Origin of the sequence: Streptomyces ochraceiscleroticus (assembly GCF_000720485.1) — a bacterium.
GTDB lineage: Bacteria > Actinomycetota > Actinomycetes > Streptomycetales > Streptomycetaceae > Streptomyces > Streptomyces ochraceiscleroticus.
This window is the reverse complement of sequence record NZ_JOAX01000024.1, coordinates 19,295-40,549: the sequence shown is the minus strand read 5'-3', so window position 1 is coordinate 40,549 and position 21,255 is coordinate 19,295. Positions and strand designations below refer to the sequence as shown.

18 protein-coding genes are annotated in these 21,255 nt (G+C 72.0%); 10 read left to right on the top strand and 8 right to left on the bottom strand.

The genetic code is table 11. From position 1 onward, the window contains the following. Positions 1–53: 53 nt before the first annotated feature. On the top strand, positions 54–458 hold the full coding sequence (locus IG84_RS0126960) for an SCO4983 family protein (RefSeq protein ID WP_031062424.1): 405 nt from the start codon (positions 54–56) through the stop codon (positions 456–458). A gap of 146 nt (positions 459–604) precedes the next feature. On the opposite strand, the gene IG84_RS0126955 is transcribed toward IG84_RS0126960, so the two are convergent. After that, positions 605–2,455, bottom strand: coding sequence for a phosphoenolpyruvate carboxykinase (GTP) (locus IG84_RS0126955; RefSeq protein ID WP_031062422.1), 1,851 nt, complete (start codon positions 2,453–2,455; stop codon positions 605–607). A gap of 230 nt (positions 2,456–2,685) precedes the next feature. Between IG84_RS0126955 and trhA the strand changes: the two genes are divergently transcribed. Further along, a complete protein-coding gene (gene trhA / locus IG84_RS0126950) occupies positions 2,686–3,408 on the top strand; it encodes a PAQR family membrane homeostasis protein TrhA (protein ID WP_031062420.1) in 723 nt (240 codons plus the stop codon). 344 nt (positions 3,409–3,752) lie between these two features. On the opposite strand, the gene IG84_RS0126945 is transcribed toward trhA, so the two are convergent. Then, on the bottom strand, positions 3,753–4,772 hold the full coding sequence (locus tag IG84_RS0126945; protein ID WP_031062418.1) for an MDR family NADP-dependent oxidoreductase: 1,020 nt from the start codon (positions 4,770–4,772) through the stop codon (positions 3,753–3,755). A gap of 80 nt (positions 4,773–4,852) precedes the next feature. Beyond that, complete coding sequence (locus tag IG84_RS0126940) at positions 4,853–6,880, bottom strand: thioredoxin domain-containing protein (protein ID WP_031062417.1); 2,028 nt, start codon at positions 6,878–6,880, stop codon at positions 4,853–4,855. A gap of 210 nt (positions 6,881–7,090) precedes the next feature. Between IG84_RS0126940 and IG84_RS0126935 the strand changes: the two genes are divergently transcribed. From IG84_RS0126935 to IG84_RS0126925, 3 genes are all read left to right on the top strand, one after another. Continuing rightward, entirely contained in the window at positions 7,091–8,644 is a 1,554-nt protein-coding gene (locus tag IG84_RS0126935; protein WP_051862466.1) for an SDR family oxidoreductase, read from the top strand. An 85-nt stretch (positions 8,645–8,729) separates the two neighbouring features. After that, positions 8,730–10,106 (top strand): cryptochrome/photolyase family protein, encoded by a 1,377-nt coding sequence (locus tag IG84_RS0126930; RefSeq protein ID WP_031062415.1) that lies wholly within the window; start codon positions 8,730–8,732, stop codon positions 10,104–10,106. A gap of 233 nt (positions 10,107–10,339) precedes the next feature. After that, on the top strand, positions 10,340–13,633 hold the full coding sequence (locus IG84_RS0126925; protein ID WP_031062413.1) for a tetratricopeptide repeat protein: 3,294 nt from the start codon (positions 10,340–10,342) through the stop codon (positions 13,631–13,633). Between the two features lie 137 nt (positions 13,634–13,770). Here the strand turns inward: IG84_RS0126925 and IG84_RS0126920 are convergent, their stop codons facing one another. Together IG84_RS0126920 and mca are read right to left on the bottom strand one after the other, a co-directional pair. Further along, positions 13,771–14,073 carry an RAMP4 family protein gene (locus IG84_RS0126920; RefSeq protein ID WP_107053970.1) on the bottom strand — a complete coding sequence of 101 codons (303 nt, stop codon included), beginning with the start codon at positions 14,071–14,073 and terminating at the stop codon, positions 13,771–13,773. Between the two features lie 7 nt (positions 14,074–14,080). Then, positions 14,081–14,953 carry a mycothiol conjugate amidase Mca gene (gene mca / locus IG84_RS0126915; RefSeq protein WP_031062410.1) on the bottom strand — a complete coding sequence of 291 codons (873 nt, stop codon included), beginning with the start codon at positions 14,951–14,953 and terminating at the stop codon, positions 14,081–14,083. A gap of 108 nt (positions 14,954–15,061) precedes the next feature. Here mca and IG84_RS0126910 point away from each other — a divergent pair, with 108 nt between their 5' ends. Both IG84_RS0126910 and greA read left to right on the top strand, forming a co-directional pair. After that, positions 15,062–15,484: a DUF4307 domain-containing protein gene (locus IG84_RS0126910; RefSeq protein WP_031062408.1), complete on the top strand. Its 423-nt coding sequence runs from the start codon at positions 15,062–15,064 to the stop codon at positions 15,482–15,484. A 200-nt stretch (positions 15,485–15,684) separates the two neighbouring features. Then, positions 15,685–16,182 carry a transcription elongation factor GreA gene (gene greA / locus IG84_RS0126905; protein ID WP_031062407.1) on the top strand — a complete coding sequence of 166 codons (498 nt, stop codon included), beginning with the start codon at positions 15,685–15,687 and terminating at the stop codon, positions 16,180–16,182. 103 nt (positions 16,183–16,285) lie between these two features. On the opposite strand, the gene IG84_RS0126900 is transcribed toward greA, so the two are convergent. The 3 genes from IG84_RS0126900 to ilvA form a co-directional block, all read right to left on the bottom strand. Continuing rightward, positions 16,286–17,152 carry an ABC transporter permease gene (locus IG84_RS0126900; protein ID WP_031062405.1) on the bottom strand — a complete coding sequence of 289 codons (867 nt, stop codon included), beginning with the start codon at positions 17,150–17,152 and terminating at the stop codon, positions 16,286–16,288. After that, a complete protein-coding gene (locus IG84_RS0126895) occupies positions 17,149–18,117 on the bottom strand; it encodes an ATP-binding cassette domain-containing protein (RefSeq protein WP_031062404.1) in 969 nt (322 codons plus the stop codon). The genes IG84_RS0126900 and IG84_RS0126895 overlap by 4 nt, the downstream gene beginning before the upstream one ends. A gap of 257 nt (positions 18,118–18,374) precedes the next feature. Continuing rightward, positions 18,375–19,682 carry a threonine ammonia-lyase gene (gene ilvA, locus IG84_RS0126890; RefSeq protein WP_078649441.1) on the bottom strand — a complete coding sequence of 436 codons (1,308 nt, stop codon included), beginning with the start codon at positions 19,680–19,682 and terminating at the stop codon, positions 18,375–18,377. 156 nt (positions 19,683–19,838) lie between these two features. Between ilvA and IG84_RS0126885 the strand changes: the two genes are divergently transcribed. The 3 genes from IG84_RS0126885 (at position 19,839) to IG84_RS41885 (ending at position 21,235) form a co-directional block, all read left to right on the top strand. Continuing rightward, a complete protein-coding gene (locus tag IG84_RS0126885) occupies positions 19,839–20,339 on the top strand; it encodes a MarR family winged helix-turn-helix transcriptional regulator (protein WP_031062401.1) in 501 nt (166 codons plus the stop codon). A 121-nt stretch (positions 20,340–20,460) separates the two neighbouring features. Continuing rightward, positions 20,461–20,952 carry a sigma factor-like helix-turn-helix DNA-binding protein gene (locus IG84_RS41890; RefSeq protein WP_031062399.1) on the top strand — a complete coding sequence of 164 codons (492 nt, stop codon included), beginning with the start codon at positions 20,461–20,463 and terminating at the stop codon, positions 20,950–20,952. 31 nt (positions 20,953–20,983) lie between these two features. Beyond that, positions 20,984–21,235: a hypothetical protein gene (locus IG84_RS41885; protein ID WP_031062398.1), complete on the top strand. Its 252-nt coding sequence runs from the start codon at positions 20,984–20,986 to the stop codon at positions 21,233–21,235. Positions 21,236–21,255: the final 20 nt, after the last annotated feature.

The following is a 21,255-nucleotide window of genomic DNA, read 5'->3' as shown; positions in this document are numbered from 1 at the left end:
TTAGACTCAGTCCAAGGTAGGATGGTCTCCTGACGTTGCCAGGAGGCCATTCCATGTACGAGCCGATCCGCACCAAGTCGGTCCACACCATGGCCGAGCAGGATGACTTTCCGCACCGCTCCCGCGAGGAGGAGCTGGACATCCGGCTCGCCGGGCATCTGACCGCACTGCTGACCACCCTCGACGAGCTGCGCGCGCTGACGCCGGACGGCTCGCTCGACGACGCCGCCGACCGGCTCGCCGAGCAGGTCGCTCGGCTCCGCGGCGGCGACTTCCCGCTGCGCGCCCGGCCGTCCGGCGGCGACCCGGAGCGGGCTCCCTCGCTCCACCGCCGCGCCCACACCCTCGCGGGGCACGCCCTGGTCGTGGCGAATTCCCGGTCCGACAAGGCGGCCGCGGAGCTGGCCGCCGAGCTGCTGCGACGCCACGCCGACGCGGGGAAGCTGGCCACGGCCTGACCCCCGCCCCCATTCCTCCGGGGGCGGCCGTGGTGCTCATCCCGTCCGCCCCTGGAGCTCCACCACGCGGAAGGGCCCCGTCACCCACCGGTGACGGGGCCCTTCCGTGAACCGTTCCTGCCGGCTGTGCCGGCCGGCCGCTCCCGCTAGCCCAGGCGCTTGACCAGCGCGCGGTACTCGTCCCACATCTCCTTCGGCGTGTGGTCACCGAAGGTGTTGAGGTGCTCGGGGACCAGCGAAGCCTCGTCGCGCCAGACGTCCGCATCGACGCTGAGCAGGAAGTCCAGGTCCGCCTCGGGCAGGTCCAGACCCTCGGTGTCCAGGGACTCCTTGGTCGGCAGGATGCCGATGGGGGTCTCGACGCCCTCGGCCTTGCCCTCCAGGCGCTCCACGATCCACTTCAGGACGCGGCTGTTCTCACCGAAGCCGGGCCAGACGAACTTGCCCGCGTCGTTCTTGCGGAACCAGTTGACGTAGTAGATCTTGGGCAGCTTGGCCGCGTCGGCGTTCTTGCCGACCTTGACCCAGTGACCCATGTAGTCGCCCATGTTGTAGCCGCAGAACGGCAGCATGGCGAACGGGTCGCGGCGCAGCTCGCCGACCTTGCCCTCGGCGGCGGCGGTCTTCTCGGAGGCGACGTTGGCACCGAGGAAGACGCCGTGCTGCCAGTCGAAGGACTCGGTGACCAGCGGTACCGCGCTGGCGCGGCGGCCGCCGAAGAGGATCGCCGAGATCGGCACGCCCTTGGGGTCTTCCCACTCGGGCGCGATGATCGGGCACTGGCCGGCCGGGGTGGTGAACCGGGCGTTGGGGTGCGCCGCCGGCGTCTCCGACTCCGGCGTCCAGTCGTTGCCCTTCCAGTCGGTCAGGTGGGCGGGGGTCTCCTCCGTCATGCCCTCCCACCAGACGTCGCCGTCGTCGGTGAGCGCGACGTTGGTGAAGACGGAGTTGCCCCACAGGGTCTTCATGGCGTTGGCGTTGGTGTGCTCGCCGGTGCCGGGCGCGACGCCGAAGAAGCCGGCCTCGGGGTTGATCGCGTACAGCCGGCCGTCCTCGCCGAACCGCATCCAGGCGATGTCGTCGCCGATCGTCTCGACCGTCCAGCCGGAGATCGTGGGCTCCAGCATCGCGAGGTTGGTCTTGCCGCAGGCGCTCGGGAACGCGGCCGCGACGTACTTCGGCTCGCCCTGCGGCGGGGTGAGCTTGAGGATCAGCATGTGCTCGGCGAGCCAGCCCTCGTCGCGCGCCATGACGGAGGCGATGCGCAGCGCGTAGCACTTCTTGCCGAGCAGGGCGTTGCCGCCGTACCCCGAGCCGTAGGACCAGATCTCGCGGTCCTCGGGGAAGTGCGAGATGTACTTCGTGGAGTTGCAGGGCCACGGCACGTCCTGCTCGCCCTCCGCGAGCGGGGCGCCGAGGGTGTGCACGGCCTTGACGAAGAAGCCGTCGGAGCCCAGCTCGTCCAGGACCGGCTGGCCCATCCGGGTCATGGTGCGCATCGAGACGGCGACGTATGCCGAGTCGGTGATCTCCACGCCGAGTGCGGAGAGCGGCGAGCCCAGCGGGCCCATGCAGAACGGGACGACGTACATCGTCCGGCCGCGCATCGCGCCCCGGAAGATGCCCTGCTCACCGGAGAAGCTGTTTCCTTTTTCCCCGGTAAAGATGGCGCGCATCTCGGCGGGAGCTTTCCAGTGGTTCGTGGGGCCCGCGTCCTCCTCCTTCTCGGAGCAGATGAAGGTGCGGTCCTCGACACGGGCGACGTCCCTCGGGTCGGAGGCCGCGTAGTAGGAGTTGGGACGCTTGATCGGGTCGAGCTTCTTGAACGTTCCCTTGGCGACCAGTTCCTCACACAGGCGGTCGTACTCCGCCTCCGAGCCGTCGCACCACACGATGCGGTCCGGCTGGGTGATCGACGCGATCTCATCGACCCAGGCGATGAGCTCCTGGTGGTTGGTCGGTCGCTTGAGGGAGGGAGCCGCGTTGTCGCGCGCCACGATCGCTCCTAGATGAGGGGTTTTTACGAACATCAGCACAATGTCCGCTTTTGAAGATGTTGGCCCCTTGGGGGCTGCGACCCGGATGCTTCGTGACCGCTCATCCGGTGCCGACCGCACTCATATGATCATCCGTCCCCGACCGGATTCTGTCCAGAGGGCCCCCTCGTGACCGTCACCACTCAGCGGACTGATCCGTAACTTACGGTGGCGTAGATAGGGTGGCGCCCATGTCTTCCGCGCCCGAAGCCGCCGACAGCCGCACTGCCGAAAGCCCTGCTCAGGCCGTGACCTCCGCGGTCTCCGCGCTGGCTACCCCCCTCAAGCCCAAGCTCCGGGGGTGGCTGCACGCCGGGATGTTCCCGGCGGTCCTCTTCTCGGGAGTCATGCTCACCGCATTGGCCGACAGCCCCCGCGGCCGGGTGGCGTGCGGCGTCTACACGCTCACCGCCTGCCTGCTCTTCGGCGTCAGCGCCATATACCACCGGGGCAATTGGGGCCCACGAGTGCTGGGCATCCTGCGCCGGCTGGATCACGCCAATATTTTTCTGATCATCGCGGGCACCTACACCCCGCTGACGATCCTGCTGCTCCCGGACGGCCGCCGGGACCTCCTGCTGTGGGGCATCTGGGCGGCCGCCGCCCTCGGCATCGCCTTCCGCGTCTTCTGGGTCGGCGCGCCGCGATGGCTCTACACGCCGTGCTACATCGCGATGGGCTGGGCGGCGGTCTTCTTCCTCCCGGACTTCCTGCAGAAGGGCGGCATCGCCGTCCTCGTGCTCGTGATCGTCGGCGGGCTGCTCTACAGCGCGGGCGGCGTGATCTACGGGATCAAGCGCCCGAACCCGTCACCTCGGTGGTTCGGCTTCCATGAGGTCTTCCACTCCTTCACCCTCGCCGCCTTCGTCGTGCACTACGTGGGCATCTCGCTGGTTGCCTATTCGCACGCCTGACACGGGCCCGGGACCGCCCGCCGCGGTCCCGGCACCCCCGGCGATCCGGCCCCACCGTGGCCGCGGCCTCGACGCCGCGGCCACTTGCCATGTCAGGGCCGCCACTCCGGCCAGTACCAGCGCGAGGACCACGGCCGTGCCGCCCACCAGGAAGCCGCCGACATACACCGCGGCGGCCAGGACGACCGCTCCGTGCATCGCTCTACGCATCCGCAACACCCCCTCCAGCTCTCACTGAATGTGACTGTGCGCTCTTAGAGCGTTACACATCCCACTGACAACGGGGAGACCGCCTGAGTCGGCCGGGGCGGCCGTGGGAGGTCGCGGAGGCGGGCCGGGCCGCCCTACAGATCCACCAGTACCGCGCCGAGGTGGCGGCCCTCGGTCAACTCCCGCAGTGCGCGCGGGGCCTGCTCGATTCCCTGGAACCGCACATGCGGGAAGGTGAGCGTGCCGTCGCGCAGCCCCTGGCCGAACTGGCGGTTCCACTCCGAGATCAGATCCAGGTGGTCGAAGAGGGCCATGCCGCGCAGCGTGATGCCGCGCGAGAGGAGCGACAGCGTGTCGATCTCGGTCGTGGCCGTCTCGGTGGCGGACATCTGCGCTGCCAGCGCGCCGACGATCGCTATCCGGGCGCCGCGGTTGGCGAGCGCCAGCGCCGCCTGCAACTGCTCGCCGCCCACGTTGTCGAAGAGCGCGTCGACGCCGTCCGGCGCCGCCTTGCGGAGCTGGTCCAGGATCGGCCCCTCACCCCGGATCACCACGGCGTCGTAACCGAGCCCGTCCATGAGGCGCTCGGCCTTGGCGCGGGAGCCCGTACTGCCGATGACGCGTACCGCGCCGCACTGCTTGGCGAGTTGCCCGGCCAGCGAGCCGACGCCGCCTGCGGCCCCGGTGATGAACACGGTGTCCCCGGGGCGCACGTCCGCGCCCCGCCCGATCCCCATCAGGGCGGTGGGCCCCTGCGAGAGGTAAGCGCCGGGGTCGGGCAGCAGGTCGGGCTCCAGGCGCTGTGCCTGAGAGGCGTCCATGACGGCGAACTCGCGCCAGCCGAGACGGTGTTCCACCAGGTCGCCGGGGGCGAAATCGGTACCGGGCGCGGCCACGACCTCGCCCACGGCGGAGCCGTGCAGCGGGGCGCCGACCTCGTAGGACGGCATCGGTACGGCGCTCTGTTCGTCCATGAGGGTGCGCATCACGGCGGCGACGCCCATGGCGGTGGTGCGGACGAGGATCTGACCGGGCGCCGGTTCCGGTACGGGTACTTCGGCGATCTCGAAGAGGTCGTCGGTGACCGCGCCCGTGGGACGGGCGGCCAGCCGGACTTCGCGGTGGGTGGTGGGCACTTCACTGCGGATGGTCATGGATCCGACGCTAGCGCCCGTCTGCGTACAGCGGGCCCATCTCCGTACGGCGGTACGGAGACGGGCCCGCTCCCCGGCGGTCAGTGCTGCTTCAGACGCTCCGCCAGTTCGCCCGGGTCGGCGGTGGGCCGCTCGCAGGTGAAGTCGCGGCATACGTACGCGGCGGGGCGGCCGTCCAGCAGCGGCCGGTCCTTCAGGAGCGGCACCTCCTCGCTCCCTGGCTCGCCGACCGCGACCACCGTGCCGGGCGCGGTGCCCAGCAGCGCGGTGCGGTGCAGTTCGCGGGTGGCCTCGTCGTCGTACGAGCCGACCACCGCGACCTCCCGCGGGCCGTCCAGCAGCGCCTCGGCGGCCGCGAGCCCCCAGCCGATGAAGCGCGGGGCGCGGCCGCTGAGCGCCTTGACGATGCCGAGCGCCTGCTCGGCGGCCTCCCGGTGCGGCGAGCTGCCGGTCAGCGCCGCATACGAGAGCAGGGCGCCGGCCGCCGCGGTCCACCCCGAGGGCGTGGCGTTGTCGGTCGGGTCCTGGGGGCGGCGGATCAGCGTCTCGGCGTCGTCCGCGGTGTCGTACAGCGAGCCGTCCTCGCCCCGGAAGTGGACCAGCACGGTGTCCAGGAGCAGGCCGGCGAAGTCGGCCCACACGCCTTCGCCGGTGACCTGGGCGAGCGCGAGGAAGCCCTCGGAGACGTCCGCGTAGTCCTCCAGGACACCGGAGTTCGTGCCGGGGATGCCGTCGCGCGAGGTGCGGTGCAGCCGCGCCCGGCCGTCCATGTGGACGCGGACCAGCAGGTCGGCGGCGTCGGTCGCGGCCTGGACGAGGTCCGGGCGGTCGAAGTACGCGCCGGTCTCCGCGAGCGCGGCGATGGCCAGACCGTTCCAGGCGGCCACGACCTTGTCGTCCCGGCCGGGGCGGGGCCGCTCCTCGCGCGCTGCGAGCAGCCGCTCCTTGATGCCCGCGATCCGGTCGGCGTCCAGGAGGCCGTCGGTGTCGGGGAGCTGGAGCACGGAGGCGCCCTCCTCGAAGGTGCCCTCCTCGGTGACGCCGAAGTACTCGGCGGCCACCTGCGCGTCCTTCTCCCCCAGCACCTCGGCCAACTGCTCGGGCGTCCAGACGTAGTACGCGCCCTCCACGTGGCGGCCCGACCCGTCGTCGCTGTCGGCGTCCAGCGCGGAGGCGAAGCCGAGCTGGTCGGTGCGGAGTTCGCGGACCATGAAGTCGGCGGTCTCCAGGGCGATACGGCGGGCGAGACCGGAGCCCGTGGCGCGCCACAGGTGTGCGTACACCCGGCACAGCAGCGCATTGTCGTACAGCATCTTCTCGAAATGCGGAACCACCCATTCCGCATCCACGGAATAGCGCGCGAATCCGCCGCCGAGCTGGTCGTAAATGCCGCCGCGCGCCATCGCCTCGCAGGTGGCCGTCACCATTTGCAGCGCGCCTTCGGAATCGGTACGCGCGTGGTGGCGCAGCAGGAATTCCAGCACCATCGACGGCGGGAATTTCGGCGCGCCGGCGAATCCGCCGCGGGTCGCGTCGAATTCCCGGGTGAGCTGCATGAGGGCGGCGAGCAGGTCCTCGCGCTCCGGCGGCTGCGCCCCGCCGACGGCCAGCGAACGGCCGGCGAGATCGCGCACGATCTTCCCCGCGACCTCGCCGACCTCCTCCCTGCGGTCCGCCCAGGCGCTCTTCACGCCCTCCAGGACCTGGGAGAACGAGGGCATGCCGTGGCGGGGCGCCGGCGGGAAGTAGGTACCAAAGTAGAACGGCTCGGCGTCCGGCGTGAGGAAGACCGTCATCGGCCAGCCGCCGTGCCCCGTGGCGGCCTGGACGGCCTCCATGTAGACGGCGTCGACGTCCGGACGCTCCTCCCGGTCCACCTTCACCGACACGAAGTTCTCGTTCAGCAGCGCGGCGGTGGCCTCGTCCTCGAACGATTCGTGCGCCATGACGTGACACCAGTGGCAACTGCTGTACCCGACGCTGAGGAGAACCGGGACACCGCGCCGCCGCGCCTCCTCGAACGCCTCGGTGGACCACGGCCACCAATCCACCGGATTCTCGGCGTGCTGGAGCAGGTAAGGGGACTGGGATTCAGCCAGTCGATTCATACCGGCATCGTCTCACGACGAGGACCGCTCAGCCCAACCCCGCAGGCGTTTCGCCGGCCGGGGCGGAGTCGGTCCGGTGACATGCTGTGCGCGTCTTTCCGCTCCTGCATTCCGGCCACGCTGTGCCCGATGGGGCCCTGGCACCGGTCGCCGGGGCGTCCGGGGCGGGGAAAACTGGGAGGCGGGATCCGACGCGGAGCGGAGGCGTTCATGGTGAGCGGTGACGGCGCAGCGCCGCGGACAGGGCCGGGACCGGCATGCCTGGTGACCGGCGCGACGGGCTATATCGGGGGCCGGCTGGTGCCGGAACTGCTGGCGGCCGGCTACCGGGTGCGGTGTCTGGCCCGGTCGCCCGGAAAGCTGCGTGACCACCCGTGGGCCGAGCGCGCGGAGGTGGTCCGCGGCGATGTGACCGACGAGGCGTCCGTCCGGGCGGCCATGCAGGGCATCGACGTCGCGTACTACCTGGTCCACGCGTTGGGCACCGGCTCCGGCTTCGAGGCGACCGACCGGAAGGCCGCGCGCGTCTTCGGCGAGCAGGCGGCCGCCGCGGGTGTGCGCCGCATCGTCTATCTGGGCGGTCTCACTCCCCAGGACGTGCCCGAGCGGGAGCTGTCGCCGCACCTGCGCTCGCGCGCCGAAGTGGGCCGGATCCTCCTGGATTCGGCGGTGCCCGCCACCGTGCTGCGCGCCGCGGTCATCATCGGCTCCGGCTCGGCGTCCTTCGAAATGCTGCGCTACCTGACCGAACGGCTGCCGGTCATGGTCACCCCCAGGTGGGTCCGCACCCGGATTCAGCCGATCGGTGTGCGGGACGTGCTGCGGTACCTCGTAGGCAGCGCCGCCATGCCCCCCGAGGTGAACCGCGCCTTCGACATCGGCGGGCCGGACGTCCTCACGTACGTGGAAATGATGCGCCGCTATGCCAAGGTCGCCGGCCTGCCCCGGCGTCTGATCGTGCCCGTCCCGGTCCTGACGCCGCGGCTGTCCAGTCTCTGGGTCGGCCTGGTCACGCCCGTGCCGGGTGCGATCGCCCGGCCGCTCACCGAATCCCTGCGCCACGAGGTCATCTGCCGCGAGCATGACATCGCCCGGTACGTACCCGATCGGCCAGGACGTCCGGTCGCTTGCGACACCGCACTTGAGCTGGCGCTCCGTCGCGTACGGGACGCTCAGGTGACCACTCGCTGGTCGTCCGCCGCGGTGCCCGGCGCCCCCAGCGATCCGCTGCCCACCGATCCCGAGTGGGCCGGCGGCAGCCTGTACACGGACCAGCGGGAACTGACCGTCAATGCCTCGCCGGAAGCGCTGTGGCGCGTGATCGAGGGCATCGGCGGGGACAACGGCTGGTACTCCTTCCCGCTCGCCTGGGCCGTACGCGGCTGGCTGGACCGGCTGATCGGCGGCGTCGGCCTGCGCCGCGGCCGGCGTGACCCCCACCGTCTGCGGGTCGGCGACTCCCTGGACTTCTGGCGTGTCGAGGAGATCGAACCGGGACGGCTGCTGCGGCTGCGCGCCGAGATGCGGCTTCCCGGTCTCGCCTGGCTGGAGATGCGCGCGGAACGCGACGAAGCCGGCCGCACCTGCTACCGGCAACGTGCCCTCTTCCACCCCCGCGGCCTGCTGGGACACGCGTATTGGTGGAGCGTTTCCCCCTTCCATACCGTGGTGTTCGGCGGCATGGCCCGCAACATCGCGCTGGCCGCGACCGGTGGCACGACCGGTCGCGGAGGCCACGGAACGCACCGCGCGGTGCAGGAATGACAGCCGCGGCCGCCGATGCTGCACGATCGCCCGCTCAGTTGGCAGCAGGCCGTCCCCTTGCCCAGCACCGACCAGGAGTGGCGCGATGACCGTCGCGATCGTTTTGTTCACCGCCGATCTGCGGGTGCACGACCACCCGCCGCTGCGCGCGGCGCTCTCGTCCTCGGACGAAGTGGTACCGCTGTTCGTCCATGACGCCGCCATCGAAGCGGCCGGTTTCGCCGCGCCGAACCGCCGGGCGTTTCTCTCGGACTGCTTGACCGACCTCGATGAGGCGCTGCGTGACCGCGGCGGCCGGCTTGTGGTGCGCTCGGGCAGCACAACGGAAGAGGTGTGCCGGGTCGCCGGGGAAGTGGATGCGCACGAGGTGCACATGGCGGCCGGGGTGAGCCGGTTCGCGCTGCTGCGGGAGGCACGGCTTCGGCAGGCCCTGGCGTCGGCGGGCCGCCGCCTGCGGGTTCACGATGCGGTGACCACCGTGCTCCCGCCCGGCGAGGTGACTCCGGCGGGGAGGGACCACTTCGCGGTGTTCACGCCGTACTTCCGCCGCTGGTCGCAGGTGTTCCCGCGGTCCCCCTTGGCCGCTCCGGGAGCGGTGCGCGTACCCAGTGACGTCGCGTCGGAAGACCTGCTGTCCCGCAGGTCGGTGACCGGTGTGTCGGAGGGGCTGGCCACGGGCGGGGAGACCGAAGGACGCAAACGCGTGACGGCCTGGTGGCGGGCGTGCCTCGCGGCGTACGAAGACCGCCACGACGATCTGGCCGGGGACGCGACCTCCCGGCTCTCGCCGCATCTGCACTTCGGCACGCTCTCCCCGGCGGAGCTCGTCCACCGTGCGCGCAAGGCGGGTGGAGCGGGCGCCGAAGCGTTCGTCCGCCAACTGTGCTGGCGGGACTTCCACCATCAGGTGCTGGCGGCCCGGCCGACGGCGGCCGTCGCGGACTACCGGCCCCAGCACGACCGCTGGCGCTCAGGGCGGGCGGCGTCGCAGGAGATCGCCGCCTGGAAGGAAGGACGTACGGGATACCCGGTGGTGGACGCGGCGATGCGCCAACTCTCCCACGAGGGCTGGATGCACAACCGCGGACGGCTGCTCGCGGCGAGTTTCCTGACCAAGACGCTGTATGTCGACTGGCGGATCGGCGCCCGTCATTTCCTGGACCTACTGGTGGATGGAGACATCGCGAACAACCAGCTCAACTGGCAGTGGATGGCCGGCACCGGCACGGACAGCCGGCCCAACCGTGTGCTCAACCCCGTACTTCAGGGAAAGCGGTACGACCCCGACGGGGCGTATGTACGCCGCTGGGTGCCGGAGCTGGACGGGATCGCGGGGGCGGCCGTGCACGAGCCGTGGAAACTGCCGGCCCCGGAGCGGGCCCGGTACGACTATCCCGATCCCGTCGTCTCGCTCGCCGAAGGCCGGGACCGTTTCCAAAGGGCGCGCGGCCGGGCCGATTGAGCGCGACCGGACCCATGTCGCATCAGGCGTCCCGGCTCAGCCATTTGTACACCCGCGGCGGTACGGGGTCCGCGGGGACGGGGCGGTGGCCTGAGGGAACCGGCCTCGGCCGGCCCGGTCATCGTCTGCGGGGCGGTGACACGTCCGGGCGGAGTTATCCACAGGGCTGCCGGATTCGACGGAGAGACGGAACACTGGGCGTACAAAGCGATCATCGCTGGAGGGGGATCCAGATGACGGGCTCACCGGCTGTCCTGCGCGACGCCCATCGCGCGGACGCGGACGCGCTGTTGGCGCGCGCGGTCGAGGAAGAGGTACGCCGCTCGGGCGGACGCGTCGACGGGGGCGTCCTGCTCGGCAGGGCCCGCGACGCGCTGGACCAGCTCGCGGCCGGCGCCGCCGAGGAGTACGGCGCGTATGTGCGCGCGCTGGACGAGGCGGCGGCGGCGCGCCGGCCGCTGACGGAGCGGCTGACCCGCAAGGAGACGGGCACGCCCGCGGTGGTCACGCTGGTCGCGGCGGTCACCGCCGTCGCCGCCGACCTGGCGTACGGCACGGGCCCGGGGCCCGCGCTGGGCACGGGGGCCGCGGTCGCGGTCGCGGGGGCCGCGGCGACAGTCCTGAAACTGACGGCGGGGCACTGGCCGGCCGCGCACCAGCAGGCGGGGATGCGCGGCCAGCCGGGCGGCCCCGAGCAGCTCCGGCTGCAGTGGCTGACGGCCCTGGAGGTGCGCGGCATCCGCCCGTTCCTGGACCAGCAGCGCATGCTGGCGGCGGCGCGGAACAGCGGGGCGGGCAGCGGCAAGAGCGCCGGGACGGCCGGGCGCGGGCCGCAGCTCCGCGGCGGCGACCGCAGCGCGGCGGCCCGACGGCGGTCGGTGCTGGCCGAGTCCTTCCACCATCTCCCGGACCCGCAGGGACCGTTCGCCGGCCGCCGGTCCCAGCTCACGCAGATCACCCAGTGGGTGCACGCCGCCCGCGCGAGTACGGAGACCAAGCCCACGGTGGTGGTGCTGCACGGCGAGCCGGGCTCGGGGCGGACGGCGCTCGCGGTGCGCGCCGCGCGGCAGTTGCGCGACCAGTTCCGCGGGGCGTGCGTGGTGGACCTGCGCGGCGAGACCCCGGGCGAGACCCCGCTGCCCACCCGGGACGCGCTGCTGCACCTGCTGAACCGCCTCGGGGCACCGCGCGAGCAGTTGCTGTTCCGCGAGCGGCCCTCGCCGGAGCAGCACGTGAAGCGGCTGACGGAGCTGTACCACCAGCATCTGACCAATCTCCCCGTGGTGGTCCTGCTCGACGACGCGACCGACCCGGAGCAGGTCCGCACGCTGGTGCCGGACCGTTCGGAGTCCCTGGTGCTGGTGACGGCGCGGGAGCCGCTGGAGCTGCCCGACGGACTGCCGGCGTGGGTGCATCAACTGCCGGTGGGCCCGCTGGACACCGCGGGCGTCGAGGAGCTGCTGCGGGCCGCCGGCACGGAGGCGGGGGACGCGGCCGGGCCGTACGACTCCCAGGCGCTGGACCGGATCGGCGAGCTGTGCGCGGGGCTGCCGCTGCCGCTGCGGGTGGCGGGCTCCGCGCTCGGCCCGCGCGACCCGGCGAGGCTGGCGGCGGACCTCGCGGCCTACGGCCCGGTCACGCCCGTCGAGCGGGCCCTCTGGCTGCGGTATGCCGATCAGTCCGAGACGGAGCGGCGGCTGCTGCGTCGGCTGGCGCTGGTCGGCCGGGCCAGCCTGGGCACGGCAGCGGCGGCGGCGCTGCTGGGCGTCGAGGAGGAGGAAGCGGAGCGGCGGCTGGGCCGGCTGGCCGAGGCCGGGCTCGTCGAGCACGTCCGCGGCAGCCGGTACCGCCTGCACTCCCTGGTGCACCACTTCGCGCACGCCCGGCTGCTGGACGAGGAGGACCCGGCCGAGCGGTCCACCGCCCAGGAGCGGCTGATGCGCAGCTACGCCGAGCTCGCGGACTCCGTCATCCGCCTGGTGGACGGCAACACCTCCACCCGCGCCGACCGCTTCGGCTCGCATGGCTTCACCTCGCTCGACGCGGCGCTGCAGTGGCTGGACGACGAGACCAGCTTCATCACGGCGGCGCTGCGCCACGCCGACCAGGACGTGGACCAGGCCACGCTCTCCCACCTCCTCGGCGCGCTCGCCGACTACTGCCTGCTCCGCGGCGACCTGTACCGCCTCGGCGAGCTGAACGAGCTGACGAAGGCCGCCGACAAGGGCCTGCTGGCCCGCTCGGTCCAGTGGCGCACCGGCGTCGCGGCCCGTCAGCTCGGCGAGCTGGACAAGGCACGCACGACGCTGTCCTCCGTGGTCGACCTGTACTTCGAGGCGGAGCACCCGGCGGGCGCGGCGCGCGCCCTGCGCGACCTGGGCATCACCCTCCAGCAGCAGGGCAATCTCACCGAGGCCGCGGCGAAGCTGCGGGAGGCCCTGGCGATGCAGAGCGGGGACGACATGCGCGGCGACCGCGCGTGGACGCTGCACGCCCTGGCGGCGGTGGAGCGGGACCGGGCGCAGCTCGCCGAGGCGTTCGCGCTGCTCGACGAGGCGCTGGAGCTGCACCGGGAGAGCGAGAGCCTGCACGGCCAGGCGTGGGCGCACTTCCAGCTCGGCCAGGCGTGTCTGCGCCAGGGCGATGTGCCGCGGGCCGAGCGCGAGCTCCAGGAGGCGCTGGAGCTGTACGGCCGCACGCACGACGAGCGCGGCGAGGCGTGGGCGATGACCCAGCTCGCCCGGGCCCGGCTGGTGGACGGCGACCCGGGCCCCGCGGTGGACCAGTTGCGCCAGGCCCTCCCGCTGCACCGCCGGCACGAGGACGCCCGGGGCGAGGCGTGGACGCTGTACTACCTCGGCCAGGCCCTCGAGGAGGACGGCGACAAGGACGGGGGCGTGCGGCAGCTCGACCGGGCGCGCACGATGTTCAACCGGATGCAGGACGGGTACGGCCTGGCGTGCGCCCGGCACCACTCCGGGCGGATCACCCGTGACCTGCGGGCGGCGCAGACCGGCTCGCTGCGCAACAGCGGCTTCGCGCGCCAGCTCCTGCAGGACGCCCGCCGGGACTTCCAGCGGATCGGGGTGCCGCACAGCGAGGCGTGGTCCTGCCTGGAGCTGGCGGTCATCGACGCGGGGAACGGCCGGAGTGCGCAGGCCCTGGAGCTGGCCGACGAGGCGGCGGAGATCTTCGCGGGCTACGGCGACCGGCGCGGCGAGGACTGGGCCCGCTTTCTGCGCTGCACACTGCTGCCGCTGGCCTCGCCGGGCGGCTCGGTGGTGGGCACGGCCGTCGCCCAGGAGGAGCTGGCGGAGCTGCGGCGCTCCCCGCACCCGGCCCGCGACTCCAAGCTGGAGGACTGCGCCGAGGCGTTCGCGGTGCTGCTGGACCGCGGCGTGGAGCCGGAGGCCGGCTGGCAGGCGTGGCGTCTGGGCATGGTTCCGACCCGGCACGCCCGCGAGATCATGGGCGTCCCGCTGGAATCCATACGCAGGACGGACCCGCCGCGGACGACATCCGCGTAACGGGCCACCGCGCGGCCGGCACGCAGCCCACCTGGGCAGCGCAAAGCCCGCCCGGGCCGCATGGCGGACCGGCCGGGCGGCGCGGGGCCGCGCGGAACGGGACAGGCGGCAGCCACCGGGGCAGCCGCCCGCCCCGCTCAGGTGGTCTTCGGTGCGCCCTTCGCCGGGGCGGCCGGGGCCGCGGTGCTCTTGGCCGACGGCTCCGGGCCGTCACCGCCGTCGGCGCCGTCGCCGGCGTCGCTCTTGGCGGCCGTGTCGGGCTGCTGCTCGAAGTCGACCTTCCGCATGTGCTTGTTCATCGACTTCATCAGCAGCCAGACGGCGCCGCCGATGACCGCGAAGACGATGAAGCCGAGGACTCCGGGGGTCACCTTGTTCTCGTCCAGGTCCTTGGCAAGGGGGACGAGATGAGTCATGGCGAGGGTGCTGGTCGCGCTCATCATGAGGTCAATTGTTGCGGATGCCCGCGAAGAGGTCGTCCTCGGGGAGGGAGGTGTCCACCAGAGACTTGGCGAGCTCGTACTCCTCGGTGGGCCAGACCTCCTTCTGGATCTCCATCGGGACGCGGAACCACCCGCCGTCGGGGTCGATCTGCGTGGCGTGCGCGATCAGCGCCTTGTCCCGGATCTCGAAGTAGTCCGCGCACGGGATGTACGTGGTCAGCGTGCGCTCGGCGCGCTCGAAGGACTTCCAGCGCTCCAGCCACTCGCCGTAGGGCGACTCCATGCCTCGCTCCAGCAGCGCCTCGTGCAGCGCGACCGTGCGCGGCCGGTTGAAGCCCTGGTTGTAGTAGAGCTTCAGCGGCTGGTAGGGCTCGCCCGCGTCCGGGTACTTCGAGGCGTCACCGGCCGCCTCGAAGGCCACCATGGAGATCTTGTGGGTCATGATGTGGTCGGGGTGCGGGTAGCCGCCGTTCTCGTCGTACGTCGTGATGACCTGCGGCTTGAACGAACGGATCAGCTTCACCAGCGGCTCGGCCGCGGCCTCGACGTCCTGCAGCGCGAAGCAGCCCTCGGGCAGCGGCGGCAGCGGGTCGCCCTCGGGCAGCCCGGAGTCCACGAAGCCCAGCCATTCCTGCTTGACGCCCAGGATCTCCCGGGCCTCGTCCATCTCCTTCTTGCGCACCTCGTGGATGTGCTCCTCGATGTACGGGTCGCCCTGGAGTTTGGGATTGAGGATGTCGCCGCGCTCTCCCCCGGTGCAGGTAGCGACCAGCACGTCCACCCCCTCGGACACGTACTTGGCCATGGTGGCCGCGCCCTTGCTCGACTCATCGTCGGGGTGGGCGTGCACCGCCATCATTCGCAGCTGCTCAGTCAAGACTCGATCCTCAGTCAAGGGTCATGGGACGCCGTGGAACGACGCCTTCTATAGTGACCGAAGCGAGGGGGCATTTAATTCCAGGTCCCCCTTACCAGGAGGAAGATCATGGCCGCGGTGCGCGACGGACTGCCCGACGGACGGTACGGCCGTACCGCCGACGAGCGAGCCGACCGCAAGCTCAAGGTCATCGGCGCGGTGCTCGGCGCCGCGCTGGTCGCCGTGATCGCCTGGTTCGGCATCTCCTACATCACCGGGCAGGACCTCAGCGGCCGCCTGGTCTCGTACAAGGTCGTCTCCGACACCGCGGTGCAGGCGCATCTGGAGGTCGTGAAGGACGCCGACGCGAAGGGCGTGTGCACGCTGCGCTCGCAGTCCGCCGACGGCGCCGAGGTCGGCCGCAAGGACGTCCCGGTGGATCAGGCGAAGGGCCAGGTCGACACGGTGATCACGATCCGGACCACGGCCCGGGCGACCAACGCCGAACTGGTCGGCTGCACGGCCTCGGACGCCTCGGGCGCAAGCACCTGACAGCCGGCGGCCGACGCCCGTTCCGGGACTCGCCCGAAATCGCCTCCCGGCCACGCTGACCAGCGGTGACGTGTTTTTTGCGGTTTACCGCTCCCCCTTTTGTGCCGTAATTGTTAGGCTCGTGGTTTCGCCCACCCGAGAAGGCGCAAGCCTTCCTGGTAGGGCGTTTGATTTATCCCCAGTACCGACGAGGAGCACCTGTGACCCAGACCAGCGACAACGTCACCTGGCTGACCCAGGAGGCGTACGACCAGCTCAAGGCCGAGCTGGAGTACCTGTCTGGTCCCGCACGCGCCGAGATCACCGAAAAGATCGCGGCGGCCCGCGAGGAAGGTGACCTGAAGGAGAACGCCGGGTACCACGCGGCCAAGGAAGAGCAGGGCAAGCAGGACCTTCGCATGCGCCAGCTCAAGCAGTTGCTGGAAACGGCGAAGGTCGGCGAGGCGCCCGCCGCCGCCGGTGTCGTGGCCCCCGGCACGGTCGTCACCATCGCGTTCGACGGAGACCCGGACGACACGCTGACGTTCCTGCTGGCTTCGCGGGAGTACGCGAGCTCGGACATCGAGACCTACTCCCCGCAGTCCCCGCTGGGCACCGGGGTCAACGGGAAGAAGATCGGCGAGACCGCTGAGTACGAGCTGCCCAACGGCAAGAAGGCGGCCGTGAAGATCCTGGAGGCCAAGCCCTACACGGGCTGAGCCGCACGGACCACGGCCGCGCCGCGACACGCGCCGGCCGCATCGCACCACCGAGGGCCCGGGTCTGCCGACCCGGGCCCTCGACGTGTCCGCGCGCGCCCGCTCACGCCGTCGCCGACCGGTACTTCCGTACCGCCAGCGTGCGGAAGGCCGCGATGATGGCGACCGACCACAGCACCGAGGCCAGGACCGGGTGCTGCATGGGCCAGGCATCCGGCACCGGATAGCCGGGCGGCAGATTGCCGAAGAGCTCGCGCGCGGCCTGCACCGTGGCGCTGAAGGGGTTCCACTCGGCGATGTGCTGCAGAAACGCCGGCATGGAGTCCGAGGGCACGAACGCGTTCGAGACGAAGGTCAGCGGGAACAGCCAGATCAGGCCGCCGGAGGTCGCCGCCTCGGGGGTCCGCACGGACAGCCCGATCAGCGCGCCGATCCACGAGAAGGCGTACCCCAGCAGGAGCAGCAGGGCGAATCCGGCCAGTACCTTGCCGAGGTTCTCGTGCGTGCGCCAGCCGATGATCAGCGCGACGACCGAGATGACGACGAGGGTGAGCGCGGTCTGTACGAGGTCGGCGAGCGTGCGCCCGGTAAGGACCGCGCCGCGGGCCATCGGCAGTGACCGGAAGCGGTCGATGAGGCCCTTGTGCATGTCGTCCGCGATGCCCGCGCCCGCGCCCGCCGTGGCGAAGGTGACGGTCTGCGCGAAGATGCCCGCCATCAGGAAGGCGCGGTACTGCGCGGGGTCGATGGGCCCCTGCTGCCCCGGCAACTGGATCGCGCCGCCGAAGACGTAGCTGAACAGCACCACGAACATGATCGGCTGCACCAGCCCGAAGATCACCACCTCCGGGATGCGCAGCATTCTGATGAGGTTGCGCTGGGCGACCACGAGCGAGTCCCGTACGGACCGTCCGATGCCGCCCGGCTGCGGCGCACCGGCCCGCCGGGACGCCTCCGTCATGACGCTCATGCGACCTCCTCCTCTTCGGCCGGCGTCTCGGCCGCGTGGCCGGTCAGCGAGATGAAGACGTCGTCCAGGGTCGGCCGGCGCAGCCCGATGTCGTCGATCTCGACGCCCCGGGCGTCCAGTTCGCGGATGACCTCGGCGAGCAGCTTCGCGCCGCCGCTGACCGGCACGGTGATTCTGCGGGTGTGCGGCTCGACCTTGGTCCCGCCCTTGCCGAAGCCGCGCAGCACCTCGTCGGCGGTGCCGAGCTGTTCGGGGGCGTGCACGACGACCTCGACGCGTTCGCCGCCGGTCTGCGCCTTGAGCTGGTCGGACGTGCCGCGTGCGATGACCCGGCCGTGGTCGACCACGCAGATGTCGTGCGCGAGGTGGTCGGCCTCTTCGAGGTACTGGGTGGTGAGCAGCAGCGTCGTACCGCCCGCGACCAGCTCCTGGATGACGTCCCAGAGCTGCTGGCGGTTGCGCGGGTCCAGGCCGGTGGTCGGCTCGTCCATGAACATCACGGGCGGGCTGACGACCAGCGCGGCGGCCAGGTCGAGGCGGCGCCGCATGCCGCCGGAGTAGGTCTTCGCGGGCCGGTCGCCCGCGTCGGCGAGGTGGAACCGGTCGAGCAGTTCGCCGGCCCGGGCCTTCGCCGCCTTCGCGCCCATCTGGTACAGCCGGCCGACCATGGTCAGGTTCTCGCGGCCGGTCAAGTACTCGTCCACGGCGGCGAACTGGCCGGACAGGCCGATCGCGCGCCGCACCTCGTCGGGGTGTTTCAGTACGTCGATCCCGGCCACCTCCGCCGTGCCGCGGTCGGGCCGCAGCAGGGTCGTCAGGACCCGGACGGCGGTGGTCTTGCCGGCGCCGTTCGGGCCGAGCAGACCGAGGACGGTTCCTTCGGGGACGTCGAGGTCGACGCCGTCCAGAGCCCTGACTTCGCCGAAGGTCTTCACGAGACCCTCGGCGTGAATAGCGCCTGGCATCTAGGCACTCCCGGGGTTGGTTTCGAGGGAAATCTTACGTTTGCCGGACTTCACCCGCTCGGCGGACGGCCGGCGTCACAGGACGCCACGATTGCGCCACAGGAAGAGACCGTTCCGGCGCGCCTTTCGCCGACCGTTCCACGGATGTTACCCAGAACGCGATACATCGCGATAGTCGAGCCACCTTCGGGTACGCACGCCAACGGCCGATGCCCCAGGGGACATCGGCCGCAGCGGTATATGCCGTGTTCCGGCGGTCAGGCGATCACGGTGTACCCCGCCTCGTGGAGCGCCGTGCCGACCTCCGTGCAGTGCTCCGGCCCCTGCGTCTCCAGGTGCAGTTCGACCTCGGCCTCCGTGATGCCGAGCCGGGGATCGGTCCGTACGTGGCTCACGTCGAGCACATTGGCGTCCGCCTCGGACAGCACGCCCAGCAGCGTCGCGAGCGCGCCCGGGCGGTCCGTCAGGCGCAGCCGCAGCGACAGGTAGCGGCCGGCCGCGGCCATGCCGTGCCGCAGGATGCGCTGCGTGAGCAGCGGGTCGACGTTGCCGCCGGAGAGCACCGCGACCACCGGCCCCTGGAACGCCGCCGGCTCCGAGAGCAGCGCGGCGACCGGGCTCGCGCCGGCCGGCTCCACGACCATCTTCGCCCGCTCCAGGCAGAGCAGCAGGGCGCTGGAGAGGGCGTCCTCTGAGACCGTACGGACCTCGTCGACCAGCTCGCCGATGATCCCGAAGGGCACGTCGCCCGGCCGCCCGACCTTGATGCCGTCCGCCATCGTGGCCGGGGACTCGATCGAGACCGGGCGCCCGGCGGCCAGCGAGGGCGGGTACGCGGCGGCGCCCGCCGCCTGCACGCCGATGATCCGCACGTCGGGCCGTACCGCCTTCACGGCGACCGCGACGCCCGCGGCGAGCCCGCCGCCCCCGATGCCGACCACGATCGTGCGGACCTCGGGACACTGCTCCAGGATCTCCAGGCCGACCGTGCCCTGCCCGGCGATGATGTCGCGGTGGTCGAAGGGGTGGATGAAGACCGCGCCCGTCTTACGGGCGTACTCCTGCGCTGCGGCCAGCGTCTCGTCGACGACCTGACCGTGCAGCCGCACCTCGGCGCCGTAGTCGCGGGTCGCGGCGACCTTGGGCAGCGGTGCGCCTTCCGGCATGAAGACGGTCGAGCGGACGCCCAGCAGGGACGCGGCCAGCGCCACGCCCTGCGCGTGGTTGCCGGCGCTCGCCGCCACCACTCCGCAGGAACGTTCCTCCGCAGAGAGCCCCGCGATCCGCACATAAGCGCCGCGGATCTTGAACGAGCCGGTGCGCTGGAGGTTCTCGCACTTGAAGTGCACCGGCGCGCCCACCAGCCCGGACAGGTAACGGCTGCCCTCCATGGCGGTGGACCGGCTCACCCCGGACAGCAGCTTCTGCGCTCCGATGATGTCGTCAAGCGTGACGGCGGGAAGCACCCCTGTGTCTGCGGCGGCCCGCGGAACGGTGGCGGCCGCCGCGGGACCGGGGGCCCCGGATGCGGCGGAAGCGGGCGTCTGCGGCGTGTGATCGGCCATGGCGCCAGTCTTACAGCTCGCGCCGCCGCGGGCGCCCGCGGCCCGGAGAGCCGCCCCGCGGCCGTACATCTTTGGTCAGCGCCGGTACGGTCCCCGCGCGGGCCGCGTACTCTGTCCCCCAATCCGTACGCACCCCCATGAAGCGAGCAACCGGCCATGCCCACCTCTTCGGACATGACGACCCACACCGACCCCGCTCTTCTTGACGCGCTGCAACATCAAGTGGCCGTCTTCGCCCGCCGCGCCGAGCAGAGCCGGCTCGGCGGGGTCGGGCAGGCGCGCAACTCCATGGACCGCGCCGCCTACCTGCTGCTCAACCGGCTCGACCAGGAGGGCGCGATGGGCGTCAAGGCCCTGGCAGCCGGCATGGGCATCGACTCCTCCACGGTCACCCGCCAGGTCGCGCCGCTGGTCGACGCGGGGCTGGTCACCCGCGCCTCGCACCCCGAGGACGGGCGCGCGGTCGTCCTGCAGCTCTCCGAGCGCGGCCGGGCCCGCCTGGAGGAGGTACGCGCCTCGCGCCGCGAGCTGATGGCGCTGGTCACGGAGGAGTGGAGCGAGGAGGAGCGCAACGCCTTCACCACGCTCCTGACCCGCTTCAACACCTCGCTCTCGACGGTGACGGCGTCGCTGTCCCCGGGGGCACCGGCGTCCTGAACGAAGCCCGGGAGCGGCTTCCCGGGTGGTACCGCCTGCCGCACGGCTCTTGACCTCCCGCCCGCGCTGCCGTGCCATGGAGCCATGGCCGGGCCGCCGGGCCCGCGAGCCGGGAGGCGCTGTGCGAGAGCGGCGGGCAGCACTGGAGCACCGCCGCGCCCAGGAATTCGAAGCCTTCGTGGCGGGCGCGGCGGGCCGGCTGCTGCACACGGCCACGCTGCTGACGGCCGAACCGTCCGGCGGCCCCGCGCCCGCCGCCGAGGAACTGCTGACCAGCGCGCTGGCCCGTACGTACGCGTCCTGGGACCGGCTGCGCGGCGAGGACCCCTACGACCGCACCCGCCAGGAGCTGGCCGGGCACTTCGCCCGTACGGCGTGGCGGCACCGGCGGCCGCGCGGCGGCCTGCTGGACCGGCTCACCCCGCAGGAACGGCTGGTTCTCGTCCTGCGGCTGTACGAGGGCGTCGCCGAGGAGCAGACCGCGGCCCAACTGGGTCTCCCCGCCGAGCGCGTGCACGCCCTGTGCCTGCACGCGATCGCGGAGCTGCGCAGCACCGGGCACGGCGCCGGGCCGCCGCCCGCCGCCGCGGGGACCGGGGCGGTGGCCTCGTGAGTGCGCACGTCGCGGCCGGGGCGGTGGTGCCGTGAGTCCGCCCGACCGCAAGGAGGCGGAGGTGCGGCGGATGCTCGACGGGCCGCACCCGTTCGTCCCGCCCGACCTCGCGCTGCGGGCCGCCGCACGCGGGCGCCGGCTGCTGCTGCGGCGGCGCCGGCTGGAGCGGGCCGGCTGGCTGCTGCTGTTCCTGGCGGCCGTGGCGTTCACGTGCTGGGCCGTCACCCAGCAGCCGTGGATGCCGCCGCCCACGCGGACGACGCCTCCGCTGGAGGGGTGGTGACGCGCCCGCTCCGAGCCCGG